This is a genomic window from Rhizobium sp. UGM030330-04, assembly GCF_003208455.1.
Lineage (GTDB): Bacteria > Pseudomonadota > Alphaproteobacteria > Rhizobiales > Rhizobiaceae > Agrobacterium > Agrobacterium rhizogenes_A.
In genome coordinates this window covers 111,493-125,116 of record NZ_QKML01000015.1, presented here as the reverse complement: position 1 = coordinate 125,116, position 13,624 = coordinate 111,493, and the positions used below count along the sequence as shown (strand labels likewise).

12 protein-coding genes and 1 other RNA gene are annotated in these 13,624 nt (G+C 60.0%); 5 read left to right on the top strand and 8 right to left on the bottom strand.

The annotated features are described in order from the left end of the window. Window positions 1-14 precede the first annotated feature (14 nt). The 6 genes from N434_RS21345 to N434_RS21320 form a co-directional block, all read right to left on the bottom strand. A complete protein-coding gene (locus N434_RS21345) occupies window positions 15-1,559 on the bottom strand; it encodes a Do family serine endopeptidase (protein ID WP_065113723.1) in 1,545 nt (514 codons plus the stop codon). Window positions 1,560-1,751: 192 nt separating this feature from the next. Then, window positions 1,752-2,675 (bottom strand): protease modulator HflC, encoded by a 924-nt coding sequence (gene hflC / locus N434_RS21340; protein ID WP_065113724.1) that lies wholly within the window; start codon window positions 2,673-2,675, stop codon window positions 1,752-1,754. A gap of 1 nt (window position 2,676) precedes the next feature. After that, window positions 2,677-3,798, bottom strand: coding sequence for an FtsH protease activity modulator HflK (gene hflK, locus N434_RS21335; RefSeq protein ID WP_065113725.1), 1,122 nt, complete (start codon window positions 3,796-3,798; stop codon window positions 2,677-2,679). A gap of 143 nt (window positions 3,799-3,941) precedes the next feature. After that, window positions 3,942-4,469 (bottom strand): dihydrofolate reductase, encoded by a 528-nt coding sequence (locus tag N434_RS21330; RefSeq protein WP_110760207.1) that lies wholly within the window; start codon window positions 4,467-4,469, stop codon window positions 3,942-3,944. Beyond that, complete coding sequence (locus tag N434_RS21325) at window positions 4,466-5,260, bottom strand: thymidylate synthase (RefSeq protein ID WP_110760206.1); 795 nt, start codon at window positions 5,258-5,260, stop codon at window positions 4,466-4,468. Before N434_RS21325 ends, N434_RS21330 begins: the two co-directional genes overlap by 4 nt. A gap of 91 nt (window positions 5,261-5,351) precedes the next feature. After that, window positions 5,352-5,660 carry a DUF2853 family protein gene (locus N434_RS21320; RefSeq protein WP_065113728.1) on the bottom strand — a complete coding sequence of 103 codons (309 nt, stop codon included), beginning with the start codon at window positions 5,658-5,660 and terminating at the stop codon, window positions 5,352-5,354. 142 nt (window positions 5,661-5,802) lie between these two features. Between N434_RS21320 and ssrA the strand changes: the two genes are divergently transcribed. From ssrA to N434_RS21295, 5 genes are all read left to right on the top strand, one after another. Beyond that, window positions 5,803-6,176: a transfer-messenger RNA gene (ssrA, locus tag N434_RS21315) on the top strand. Between the two features lie 229 nt (window positions 6,177-6,405). Further along, complete coding sequence (locus tag N434_RS21310) at window positions 6,406-6,918, top strand: SspB family protein (RefSeq protein WP_110760205.1); 513 nt, start codon at window positions 6,406-6,408, stop codon at window positions 6,916-6,918. A 45-nt stretch (window positions 6,919-6,963) separates the two neighbouring features. Beyond that, window positions 6,964-7,167 (top strand): DUF4169 family protein, encoded by a 204-nt coding sequence (locus tag N434_RS21305; RefSeq protein ID WP_110760204.1) that lies wholly within the window; start codon window positions 6,964-6,966, stop codon window positions 7,165-7,167. Window positions 7,168-7,272: 105 nt separating this feature from the next. Next, window positions 7,273-7,482: a ribbon-helix-helix domain-containing protein gene (locus tag N434_RS21300; protein WP_110760203.1), complete on the top strand. Its 210-nt coding sequence runs from the start codon at window positions 7,273-7,275 to the stop codon at window positions 7,480-7,482. 212 nt (window positions 7,483-7,694) lie between these two features. After that, window positions 7,695-8,024 carry a hypothetical protein gene (locus N434_RS21295; protein ID WP_110760252.1) on the top strand — a complete coding sequence of 110 codons (330 nt, stop codon included), beginning with the start codon at window positions 7,695-7,697 and terminating at the stop codon, window positions 8,022-8,024. Window positions 8,025-8,363: 339 nt separating this feature from the next. Here the strand turns inward: N434_RS21295 and N434_RS21290 are convergent, their stop codons facing one another. Continuing rightward, window positions 8,364-12,071, bottom strand: a complete 3,708-nt coding sequence (locus N434_RS21290; RefSeq protein ID WP_110760202.1) for an AsmA family protein — start codon at window positions 12,069-12,071, stop codon at window positions 8,364-8,366. A gap of 91 nt (window positions 12,072-12,162) precedes the next feature. Further along, window positions 12,163-13,575, bottom strand: coding sequence for an FAD-binding oxidoreductase (locus N434_RS21285; protein WP_110760251.1), 1,413 nt, complete (start codon window positions 13,573-13,575; stop codon window positions 12,163-12,165). Window positions 13,576-13,624 lie beyond the last annotated feature (49 nt).

Sequence of the window (13,624 nt, the reverse complement as noted above, 5' to 3'; positions counted from 1 at the left end):
GGGCGGAAAGCGGCTTACTCCAGCGGCAACGCCACAACGCGCAGATTGCCCTGGGCATCGGCAACCATCATATGTGCATTCTTGCGGCCTTCGGATTTCAGACCGTTGACGCGGACCAGGACGTCGCCGGGAACTTCCATGAAGTCCTGACCGACCTCGACGATGATATCGCCGGCCTTCATGCCCTTCTGTTCGGCAGTCGAACCGGGATCGACACTTGCGACCAGCACACCTTCGACGCTTTCGGCAATGCCCTTTTCGGTGCGCAACTCATTGCTGAGCACGACCAGATTCATGCCGAGAACGCTCTGCGGCGCCTCGCGCACTTCCGGCGTCTGGTCCTGCGCCTGATCGTCGGTGCCGCCATCATCATCAGGCGCCACCATCCCACCATCACCATCCTCGGCCTGCGGGTCTTCGGTCGCGGCTTTTTCGTCGGTGGTATCCTGCAGTTGGCCAAGCTTGACCTTGACGGTCTCTTCCTTGCCGTCGCGCAGGATCACAACATCGACTTCCTTGCCGACCGGACTTTCCGCCACGATCCGCAAGAGATCCCGCATTTCATGAATATCCTTGCCGTCGAATTTCAGCACGACATCGCCGGCCTGGATCGGGCCGTTTTCCACCGGCCCGCCCTTGGCCACGCCGGAAATCAGCGCCCCCCTGGCGCTGTCCATGCCGAGGCTCGCGGCCACATCGTCAGTAACAGGCTGGACGCGAACACCGAGCCAGCCGCGACGCGTCTCGCCAAATTCGATCAGCTGCTGCACGATATTCTGGGCGAGTTCCGTCGGCACGGCAAAACCGATGCCGATCGAACCACCGCTCGGCGAAATGATCGCCGTATTGATGCCGATCACCTCGCCCTTCATGTTGAAGAGCGGACCGCCGGAATTGCCCTTGTTGATCGCCGCATCCGTCTGGATGAAATTGTCATAGGGACCGGCATTGATATTGCGGCCGCGCGCGGAAATGACACCGACGGTCAGCGATCCGCCAAGCCCGAAGGGATTGCCGATGGCCATCACCCAGTCACCAATGCGCATGCTGCGCGAATCGCCGAACTTGACCGCCTTCAGCGGCGCTTTCGGCTCCACCTTCAGGACCGAAAGGTCGGTCTTGGTATCGGTGCCAACCAGCGTCGCCTTGAGTTTCGAGCCGTTCGGGAAAATCACCTCGATGGCATCAGCACCCTCGATGACGTGGTTGTTGGTGACGACATAACCGGCCGGATCGATGACGAAACCCGAGCCCAGCGAATTGACCTTTTCGCCACCTTCCGGCTTCTGGCTGTCGAAATAATCCTTGAAGAATTCCTGGAAGGGCGACCCTTCCGGCAGACGCGGCGGAACGGGGCCCTTGCCCTCGGTCTTGACGTTCTGCGACGTCGAAATATTCACCACCGCATCAAGAAGCGGTTCGGCAAGATCGGCCACCGATTCCGGCCCATGGCTCTGCGCTCTCGCTGCAACCGGCGCCGAAAGGCTACCCGCCACAAGTGCGATGCCCGCGACTGCGGCAATGCTGCTGCGAAAAGGCGAAAGAAGGGTCACGGCCATAAGCGTCCTCGCGTTTCAAATAGTCCTGCCCTGCATATATCGACAAAGCATAAGGCGGAATGATGAAGTGTAAAAATACCTTTTCGTGAACAGGCGGATGATGCTTGCCCCTGTCGACAGCATTGGCACGAAAACGGAGTAAAAAGAAAGGGCCGGTAAAAACCGGCCCCTCCAAAATCATTTGATCCGCTATCAGTTCGCCGGTGCTGGCGCAGGTGCGGCCGGAGCAGCAGGCGCCGCGCCGTCGATATTGTTGAAATAGCGGAAGAAGGTCGAATCCGGAGACAGGACCAGCGTCGTGCCGTTGCCGTTCAGCGAGTTGGCATAGGCAGACATGGAGCGATAGAACTCGAAGAAGTTCGGATCGCGCTGGAAAGCCTCGCCGAACACCTTGTTGCGCTCCGCATCGCCTTCACCGCGCAGCACTTCGGACTGACGGCGGGCGTCGGATTCCAGCTCGACGACCTGACGGTCGGCGATGGCGCGGCGGCGCTGCGCCTCTTCGTTACCACGGGCGCGGATCAATTCGGCCTCGGCCAGACGTTCCGACTTCATGCGCTCGAAGGTCTGCTGCGAGACTTCCTGCGTCAGGTCGGTACGGCGGATGCGGACATCCACGATGCTGATGCCGAGCGATTCCGCGTCGGGACGCAGATCGTCACGCACTTCCTGCATCATCGATGCACGTGCGTCCGAAAGCGCCGATTCGAAGCCGCGCAGACCGTAGACCCGGCGCAGCGAGGCGTCGAGACGGGTGCGCAGGCGCGATTCCGCCGACATCTGGTCACCCGAGACCGTCTGCCGGAAGCGGCGTGCATCCGTGATGCGATAGACCACGAAGGCATCGACCTCGTAGAACTTGCCGCCGGACACCTGAACACGGATGTTGTCGTGATCGAAGCGCAGCGCCCGGTTCTCGATATATTGTACCCGGTCGGCATCCATGAAGGCGAAGGGCAGCTTGAAATAGAGGCCCGGCGCCGTTTTCACATCCTGGATCTGACCGAAGCGGACGACGATGGCCTGCTGACGCTCGTTGACCACGAAGATCGACGAATAGCCGAGAAAAAGCAGAACGGCGAGACCGACGAGAACGGCCGTAAGACGGTTGCTCATATCAGTTGCCTCCCTGCTGTGCTGCGCCCGGATTGTTGCGCATGATCTCGTTCAGAGGCAGATAAGGCACTACGCCCTGTTTCTCGTCGATGATGATCTTGTTGGAACCCTTGAGCACCTGCTCCATGGTTTCCAGGAACATGCGCTGACGGGTCACATCAGGCGCCGTGCGATACTGGTCATAGATGGAGACGAAACGCTGTGCCTCACCCTGTGCCTCGTTGACGACGCGCGACTTGTACGCGTTCGCCTCTTCGAGGATCTGCGCGGCCTGACCGCGTGCGGCACCGAGCTTCTGGTTGGCGTACTGGTTGGCTTCCTGAACGAAGCGGTCTTCGTCCTGTTCGGCGCGCTGCACCTCATCGAAGGCATCGGCCACTTCACGCGGCGGCGCCGCATCTTCGATGGCCACGGCATTGATGGAGATACCGGCGCCATAACCGTCCATGGTGGACTGGATGATGGTGCGCACATCCGCCGCGATCGCCTGACGGTTATCGCGGAAAATATCCTGTGCCGGACGACGACCGACGACTTCACGCATGGCGCTTTCGGAAACCTGCTGCAGGGTTTCCGCCGGGCTGTCGACGTTGAAGAGATAGGATTTCGGATCGGAGACCGTATAGAGTACCGAGAACTGGACGTTGACGATGTTCTGGTCGCCCGTCAGCATCACGCCGCTGGACGAGGAAGACGAGGCGCGCGAGCCGATATTCTGCTGCTGCTCGGTGACCTTGACGATTTCCACCGTCTCGATCGGCCACAGATGGAAATGCAGGCCCGGCATCGAGATTTCGTCCTTGGGACGGCCGAAACGCAGCTCCACGCCACGCTCGTCCGGCTGAACGGTATAGACGGACTGGATGCCGAGAAAAACGAGAACGACAAGCACGAGGATCGCAACCGCGCCGCCATTGAAGCCGCCAGGCAGGACATTCTTGAAACGGTCCTGGCTGCGGCGGATGATCTCTTCGAGATCGGGCGGGCCGCCATTATTGCCGCCACCGCCGCCGCGAGGCCGGTTAGGCCCCTGCCCCCACGGGCCGCCACCGCCGCCCTGGTTGTTTCCTCCACCGCCGCCGCCCCAAGGGCCGCCGCCGCCATTCTGATTGCTCCAGGGCATCAATACCTCTTTATAAAAGCCTCTCCCGGTTCCGTTCGAAAGCGATTGCTCGCGTGCGGCGGGAATATCGACCCGTTATAGGAAGGAGAAGCGTCCGTTTCAACGCAGAGGTGGTAACTAAATACCCAATCGCGGTAAATAGTTCACTTTGACGCGGCTCTTCTCACATAAGTGGTGAACAGAACCGGATAATTGTCCTTTTCCCCTGCGGGAACGGCACTTTCCTCGATTTTTTCAAAGACGGCGGGATCGATTTCCGGGAAAAAAGTATCGCCATCGAGTTTTACGGCGACATGGGTGACGGAAAGTTGATCGGCGAAGGGCATGGCCTGACGGTAAATTTCGCCGCCGCCGGCAACAAAAACCTCGTCCACACCCAGCTCCGCAGCCTTCGTCTTTGCAAGCTTGAACGCCTCATCCAGCGACGAAACGACATCCACGCCGTCAGGCCGATAATCCGCATTGCGGCTGATGATGATATGCGGCCGCCCCGGCAAAGGACGTTCACCGACCGACAGGAACGTCTTGCGACCCATGATGAGCGGCTTGCCCATCGTCATCGCCTTGAAGCGCTTCAGATCGGTGGAAAGCTTCCACGGCATGTCGAGGTCGCGGCCGATGACACCGTTTTCCGAAACCGCGACGATGAGGGTGACACGCGGCCCGCTCATACCGCGATCGGCGCCTTGATGCTTGAATCGGCTTCGTAGTTCTCAAGCGTAAAGTCTTCGAACTTAAAGGCGAAAAGGTCCTTTACGTCAGGGTTGATGCGCATCGTCGGCAGGGTTTTCGGCGTGCGGGTCATCTGCAGCCGCGCCTGCTCGAAATGATTGGCATAGATATGCGCGTCACCCAGCGTATGAACGAAATCACCCGGCTTCAGGCCCGTGACCTGCGCCACCATCAGCGTCAGCAGCGCATAGGAGGCGATGTTGAACGGCACGCCGAGGAAGATATCGGCAGAGCGCTGATAGAGCTGACAGGACAGCTTTCCATCGGAAACATAGAACTGGAACAGGCAGTGACAGGGCGGCAGCGCCATTTCGTCCACCAGCGCCGGGTTCCACGCCGAAACGATGTGGCGACGGGAATTCGGGTTGGTCTTCAGACCCTCGATCAGAAGCGCGATCTGGTCGATATGGCGGCCGTCCGGCGCCGGCCAGGAACGCCACTGCGCGCCGTAGACCGGACCGAGATCGCCGTTCTCGTCGGCCCATTCGTCCCAGATGGAAACGCCGTTTTCCTTGAGATAGGCGATATTGGTATCGCCCTTCAGGAACCACAGCAATTCATGGATGATGGAGCGCAGATGCAGCTTCTTGGTGGTGAGAACCGGAAAACCTTCGGAAAGGTCGAAGCGCATCTGGTAACCGAAGACCGAGCGCGTACCCGTGCCGGTGCGGTCTCCGCGGTCGGAGCCGGTTTCCATGACATGCCGGAGAAGATCGAGATATTGTTTCATACGTTCTGCCGCCGATTCCCTGATATCAGGGAATATAATAGCACATGGCGGCAGAACCAATCACCTAATGCGGGCTTATCCCCGGCTCAAATCACAGCGACTGGAGCTTACCCAGTTCCTTGGCCACAAGATAATAGAAGGTCACGCGCGACTTGGAGCGGTCACCTGCCATGATCTTGCAGACGGCGTCGATCGCCTTGTCGGCGCTATCGTCGGTGATACCGAGCTTCTTGCCGCACCAGCTCGCCTTGACGCGCGCAAGTTCTTCCGGATCGGAAGCGGACACCAGCGAGGAATCCCGGTTGCGCAAGGCAATGCCGAGATGTTTGACGATCTTGCCGACCACGGCTTCGTCGGCTGCTGCGTCGTATTTCTTCACATCTGCGAGATAGTCAGTCATGTCCACTCCTTCGTGTATCCCCGGCCCGGTGTTGCTTCTAATGACCGGTTGCATGGAGAATGTGACAGCAATCCCTCGTCGTCAAGAATTGTCTAAACTGCCAGACGCAATCACGAAACCTTTTCATGGAATTGTCATGCCCCCCCTTTTCTCCGCCGGGCGAAACGCCTATATGAGCCTTGCCGGGGCAACCCGGCTATGGCGATAAACGGTCGGTGTAATAAACCTATTGGACCCGGGGGCGGTACCCGGCGCCTCCACCAAAAACCGGCGGCCCTCTCTGGAAGAAGGCCGGCTTTTGATGGGGGCGAAACAGGATCGACAAGGGCGTAAAGATCGAACTTTTGCTCGGCATGATACCGCCGTTATCGGGTCACAAGTGTAGTTGCAAACGACAACAACGCTAAGGAATATGCTCTCGCTGCCTAATGGCGGTGCGGGAATTCCGCTCTAAAGCCCTCACGGTTAGCCCCGTGAGGCGGGGTTCGGAGGTACCTGGCAACAGAAACCTCCACCTTCTCCATTTTGCCTGAATTGGTTATATGATAGCTGACTTGCGGACGGCATCGGCTTTTCCGTTGCTGCCGTTCAGGACATTGCGTATACTTGGGCAACGCGCAGCCGCTTGGATCGAGTTCAATATCCGGTTAAGGATTGTGCGAAGATTCAGACTGTTACAGCGTCCTTGGCGCGCAAGGCGCGCAGCGCATTAAAAGACGTTCGAATAAGGGAAAGACAGGACCGCATGGGGCAGGATCATATCCGTTACGACATTCTCGCACAGGATGCCCTTCGCGGCGTTATTCGCAAGGTTCTGGGTGAAGTGGCCGCCACCGGCCGCCTTCCCGGCGACCACCATTTCTTCATCACATTCCTGACCGGCGCACCGGGCGTGCGGATTTCCCAGCACCTCAAGGCCAAATATGCCGAGCAAATGACCATCGTCATCCAGCACCAGTTCTGGGACATGAAGGTTACGGAAACCGGCTTCGAAATCGGCCTGTCCTTCTCCGATACGCCGGAAAAGCTGGTTATCCCTTACAACGCCATTCGCGGTTTTTACGATCCTTCCGTCAATTTCGAGCTTGAGTTCGACGTGCCGCTGGCCGACGAGGAAGAGATGGAAGACGCCGAAATCACCGCCTACCCCGTATCCGGCGAAGCAAAGCCGGCAGCTTCTTCCGAGACGCCCAAAACCGGTGAAGAAAAGAAGGAAGGCTCCGTCGTTTCGCTCGACGCTTTCCGCAAGAAGCAATAACGGCCTTTTGTCCCAACATTAGGAAACACGGGGAGACATATCCGCATGGCCGCCGATATCGTCAATCTGCGTCAGTTTCGCAAGCAGAAAGCCCGTAACGAAAAGGAAAAGCAGGCGGAACAGAACCGCCTGTCCTTCGGCCGCACCAAGGCTGAAAAAGACCTCACCGCCGCCCTTAACGAGAAAGCCGAAAAGCGCCTTGACCAGGGCCGGCTCGAAAAGGACGATGGCGGGACCGACAGGGACTGACGTATCAGGGCTGCCGCAACCAGCGCGCCGCAGTATAGAAACCAACCGCAAGACAGAGGCCTGCCGGCGAAACATGATTCAGATTTCCAGCCGGAGGCCGATCTGATGATCCGCAAGCATTCAGCAACATTGCACGGCCACCGCACCAGCATTTCACTTGAAGACGCCTTCTGGGAAGAGCTGAAGATGATTGCCGAAAAGCGCAAGATCAGCTTCGCCGCCCTGCTGGCGGAAATAGATGACAACAGGCCCGCCGACAGCAATCTGTCCTCGTCCCTGCGCGTCTATGTGCTGAACTGGCTCAAGACCCGGTAAACGTTTCCGGCCGTCCGGCGATACGGGCTCGCCGCTTCCGCTCTTTCTCCGGGCAACTACAAATATTCCTGCCAAAAACTCGTAACGCCGTGAAAGCATTCATTAAACATTCGCGGCCTAATTTGTGCTGCAAGGCATTCCCGTATTGCGTAGCCTTGTTTTCGGTCTTTATTCCATACCTTTCCAATCCACACATCCGCCACGAGGCGACCATGGTTTCTGCCGTTTCCGGAACAAGCATCGCTGTTTCCGTTCTCTCTTCTTCATCCACCTCCTCTTCAAGCGTTTCCGAACTGAAAGCCCAGATTGCCGAAAAGCAGTCGGAACTGGCCCAGACCACCGAAGCGAAAGCACAGGAGGAGCTGAAGAGCGCCATCGCATCGCTCAAGGCGCAGCTCGAAGCCCTCGAAAACAGCACCGATAAGTCCACATCTTCGACCGACAGTGCGGATAAACCCAGCCTGTCCGGCGAGAGCAGCAGGATCGGCACGAAGAACTTCGACGTCAGCACGCCCTTTGGCGAACGCGAAAGCTGGATCTAGCCGGCTGCCGGGCAGGTCACAGGCGGCAGAAAAGGCAGGCCGAGGACCGCATCAGATTCGTCCCCAGACAATATCGCGAATCTTAGTCAAACAATCGTCTCCGGGTTGGACTGAGGATTCGCAATTGGCGCGGCAATGGCAGGCATTCCCGGTGCGAACCGGAAGATGACGCCGCTTCAGGGATGTATCCAGATAGCGCAATCTGGCGAGTGGTCCGCCTCAGAGCATGTCCAGTAAAAGTGCCTGGCGATTCTACGTCCGGAAAACGCGGGAAAACAAAAGGCTCGAGCACCTCCGGCGATTTCGTTTAGACCGGTGTGCTCCAGCTTTTCAAACAGCCTATCGATTGGCCGGCGCGTTTTCCGGCGCCAGCTCCCGGATCGCATTTTCGGTCGGCGGCACTACCAGCATCGGTGCCGATTGCGGCTCCGGCACGGGTTGCTGTTGCTGCTGCTGTTGTTGCTGCAACCGCTCCTGCTGTTCCTTCTCCTGACGAAGACGCTCTTCAGCCGCAGCCTTCTGGCGGGCTTCCTCTTCCGCCTTGGCCTTGGCTTCCGCCTCCACCCGTTGCTTTTCAGCCTGCCGCTCGGCCGCCTGAGAACGGTAGAGCGCCACTTCGCGGCGCAGGCGCTGCTTTTCAAGAACGCTGGCCTGCATGGCCTCCACCCGACGGCGCTCCTTTTCGAAAGCCCGCAGCGACAGGTAGTTGCTGAGCGCCGAAACATCAGTCGTCAATGCCGGCGCGGCCAGCGGGCCGTTATAGTTGAGACGCAGCGACGGTTCGGCCCCGGCAACGGCTTCCGTACCCGGATTGAAGAGAAGATCGAGATCGCCGTTCACGGTCGATGCGGCAAGGTCGACGGTCGCATCGCCGGCAAGCGTCACCGGATCGATACCGGCACGCAAATTCTGGAAATGAAGCGCACCGCCATTCAGCGAGAACGGCAGGCCCACATCGCCAAGCCCGATTTCACCCTGCCACAGGCTCTGATCCACCAGCGGCCGAACCTTGGGCGCATCGATCGGCTGCTGCAAACCATCGGCCGCCTGCAGGATCGGCGGCAGGGCACCGGGATTGAGCCCCTTCAGCACGAGCCCGCCGGCACGGATTTCACCTGAGCCGCCGGCAGACTTCAGAATCTCGCCGACGCTTTTGCCGGTCGATTCGGCTGTCAGGTCGATCGCCACCCGGCCGGTCGCAACCGGCCCATTGGCATTCGCCCACAGGATCGGCTCCGGATTGGCATCGGCCACCGCGATCTTGGTGCGGAAAATTCCCGCCCCTTCGCCCGTGGACATGGCCAGCCGGCCGGTCAATTTACCGCCCATGAAGCCACCCGTGACATCGTCCAGCGCAAGACTGCCCGAATCATGCGTGACCTTGGCCGCAAGACCCGTGATCGTGCCGAAAGGCCCGGCTTCGAAATTCTCCGCCTTCAGCGACAGCGCGGCCTTGAGCTGCGGGAAAGCAGCCATGGCCAGCGGCTTGGCATTGAGCGCACCGGTTTCCGGATCGATCACCGGGCCGTAGATCGCATCGCCCAGCCAGGCGAGATCGACGGTCCTGAGCGCAAGATCGCCACTGACAGGATAAGGCGCGGCACGCTGAATGACGAGATTGCCCGAGAACGGATTGCCACCGGCCTGCCCGCCAACGGAGGAAAAAGCGATCTTCTGCCCATCGACGGCCACTTTCGCATTGGCCTTCACGGCCATGCCGCCGCCGAGCTGCGGCAGCCCCACCGCGTTCATGATGAGATATGGCTCTATATCAGCGCTTTCGAGCGCCACATCGGCACTGCCTTCACCGAAATTGGCGGCCGCAACGGCAAAGGAGCCGTTCATCGAAAAATGCGTGCGCTCCGTCGAAAAACGTATGTCGGTCTGGGCGGGCGAACCGAGCGTGCCATTGAGCTTGACGGAGAGAAGCCCCTCACCATCCGCATCGAAGGGCAGCGGGTCAAGCCCCGCCTGTCCGAACAGGATCGCCGTCGACTGGTTTTTCAGGACCGCTTCCAGCGACATCGCGGTATCATCGGTGATCGACAGGAAATCCGGCATCTTGGCAACGGCCGACAGACGGCTGCCATTGACGGTACCGGAGACGGCCACATTGGCCCCGCCATTTTCGCTGTTGACGGAAACATCCACGGCAAGGTCGGAATTGGCGTACCAGGGTGCGCTCGCCGCCAGACGCCCGAGGAACGGGTGATCAGGCAATTTCTGCTGCAGCATGGTGAAGAACGGCTGCATATCCGCCGCATGCAGGTTCACCGTACCCTTGCCCGCATATTTGAGCAGCGAGCCCTGCAGCTCTCCCCTGGCCCGCACCTCGGCGCCGGCAATATCGCCCGCCGTCATGTTTTCGAGCGTCAGGATGCCGCCTGCCATGCTGAAGGCGGTCTCCACATGATTGGCGGTCACGCCGGCCATGTTGAAACGGTCGGCCTTGAACTTGGCATTGATTCGATGATCGAGAACCGAGCTTCCCACCTGATCGCCAAGCGCCAGGCTGCCGAGCGCCTTCAGGGCATCAAGGTCGATTTCGTTGCCGGCGAGATCGATGGAGAGATTGGAGGTCTTGCCGTCGGAGCGCCGTTCCAGCTCGCCCTTCAGCGATGCCTCGCCTATGGCAAGCTCGAGATTGTCGAAACGCTGGTTGCGCGTCGTCAATGAGACATCGGCGGAAAAACCGGCGGCGTTGAGCTGCCGAATTGCCGGATCGACGGAACCGGAAAGCCAGTTGGCCAGCCCCGAGGGCTGGTTGGAGGCCACAAGCAGATTACCGTTGAAGGCCGGGCCGCCAAGCAGTGTCAGCGATCCCTTGGCTTCCAGCTGCGTCCTGCCCGGCAGGGTCGCAACCGCATTCACCACCTGCCAGCCGCTGCCTTCCGGGCGCACATCCAGCCTGATGTCGCGGATGGTCGTATCGTCGGAAACAAGGGCCGGAAGGCTGATGCTAGCCTTGCCCGGCACCGGCGGCACCGGAATGCGGGCGACCATGGCCGCAAAGGCCTCGATGCGCTGACGCACCGAAACGGTGGGCTGGCGCGAGGTCTTGCCCGTCTGCACGACGGGTGGCGCGAAGCGGGCGACATCGATCTGCTGGCCATCCGCCGTCAGCAGGAACTCCGGCTTCGCACCGGTATCGAGCGTCGCTTCCCCGGTCACGACATAGGGATTTTCGCTGCCGCCGAGTTCCATGCGGTAGCTCGATATGCGCACACTCTCATTGGTCAGTTCGAAACTGCCGCGGGTGCGTGGCGAGGAAAATAGCGACGGTCCGGCCTGTTTCTGCTTTTCGTCTTCACGGAAGATGAAGGAGAACGAGCCGCTATAGGCTGGCTTTCCCGCCGCCGCGGCGATCGCACCGTCCAGATCGACCTCGACCGGATGCTCGTCCGGCACCAGCCGCACCCTGAGCCCCATGCGGCCGGCGGCATAATCGGGCTCGCTGCTGGAGAGGGAGAAGGAACCCGGATGCCCGTCGACGGCAGCACGCCCTTCCGCCTTCCACGGGCCGGCCAGCGAATTGGCGGACATGTCTGCGCTGAGACCGGTCACGACACGGTTGCGGCCGGATTGCTCATCGATGAATTCGATCTGCCCGCCTTCGATCTGTACGCTTTCCAGCACCACGGTGCGGGCAGGAATTTCCGCTCGGCTGCCACGCATCCAGTCCAGCGTGCCGTCTTTCAAGAGCCTGATCTTGGCCTTGGGTTCCTCGATACGCATGTCGAAGATGCGCGCCTCACCGGAGAGGAACGGCGCAAGCTCGGCATCCATGGAAAAACGGGCGACCTGGATGAGCGGCGAGCCGTCCGCATCCGTTCCCGCACGCACATCATGCAGGGTTACCGAAGGGAAAGGCAGGATTCGGGCTTCGACCCGGCCATGCACCACCACCTTCTTGCCGAGAATACGGCTTGCCTGATCCTCGAAATCGCGACGGAAATCCGTCCAGTCAACGAAATAGGGAATGAGCAGCGCCGAAAACAGCACCAAGGCCAGCAGTCCGCCCAGAAAAACCAGAATACGCCCGAGCACTGACCTGCATCTCCCTTCGCGAACGCTGCAAACCTATTCTTTTCTGCCTTAACGGCAAGCAGCCTTTTGTACCAATCAAATGTGAGAATGATCAGACAAGACGGAACAACTTGCCCGGATTGAAAATATTATCCGGATCGAGCGACGTTTTGATGGCGCGCATGAGATCCAGCGCATTTCCCGCCTCTTCGGCGAGAAAACTCATCTTGCCCTGGCCGATACCGTGTTCGCCGGTGCAGGTGCCGTCCATGGCAATCGCCCGGCGATTGAGGCGGGCGACGAAGGCTTCCGTTTTCGCCACGCTTTCCGCATCCTTGCCATCGAACAGAATGAGGACGTGGAAATTCCCGTCGCCCGCATGGCCGACGATTGGCGCCAGAAAGCCGTTTTCCTCGATGTCCCGCTGTGTTTCCACCACGCAATCCGCCAGCCGCGAAATCGGCACGCAGACATCGGTGGAAAGCCCGTCGAGATGGGGCGCAAGCGCCCGCGAGGCCCAATAGGCATCGTGCCGCGCCTTCCACAGCTTGTTGCGCTCGGCCGCATCGCTCGTCCAGCGGAAGTCGACGCCGCCGCATTCGGCCGCGATTTCGGCGAACTGCTGCGATTGCAGCGCCGCCGTCTCCTCCGTGCCGTGAAACTCCACGAACAGCGTCGGCTTTTCCGCGTAGTTCAGGCCGGAATAGGCGTTGCAGGCCCGCACCTGCACCTCGTCAAGCAATTCGATACGGGCAACCGGAACGCCCATCTGGATCGTCATGATGACCGCATCGCAGGCTGCCTTGATGCTGTCGAAGGTGCAGACCCCACCGGCGATCTTTTCCGGTATGCCCTGCAGCCGCAGCGTCACCGAGGTGATGACACCGAGCGTCCCCTCCGCACCCACAAAAAGCCGCGTCAGGTCGTAACCTGCCGAAGACTTGCGGGCGCGCCGCGCGGTGCGGATTTCCTCACCATTGGCGACGACAGCGGTGACGGCCAGCACATTGTCCTTCATCGTGCCGTAACGCACGGCATTGGTGCCTGACGCCCGCGTCGAGGCCATGCCGCCGATCGAGGCATTGGCACCCGGATCGATCGGGAAAAACAGGCCGGTATCGCGCAGATAGACATTGAGGTCCTCGCGCGTCACGCCCGGCTCCACCGTCACGTCAAGATCTTCGGCATTCACCTCAATGATGCGATTCATCCGGCTGAAATCGATGCAGATTCCACCATTGGGCGCATTCACCTGGCCTTCGAGCGAAGACCCCGTTCCGAACGGAATGACCGGCACCTTGTACTGCGCGCAAGCCTTCACCACGGCCTTCACATCATCGGCGTTTTCGGCAAAGACAACACCGTCAGGCGCCTGCAGGGTCAGATAGGTTGTGGTGTGGCCGTGCTGCTCGCGAAACGCCTGCCCGGTCTGGAGCCTGTCACCAAGCTGCTGCTTCAGCACCGCGAGCGCAGACGCGATACCCTCTTCGTTCCGCTTGCCCGCCACCACATCTTTCAGCGCCATCATCCATCTCCACCGCAACATCCGCCCGTAACGGATTCGATCCGTTACG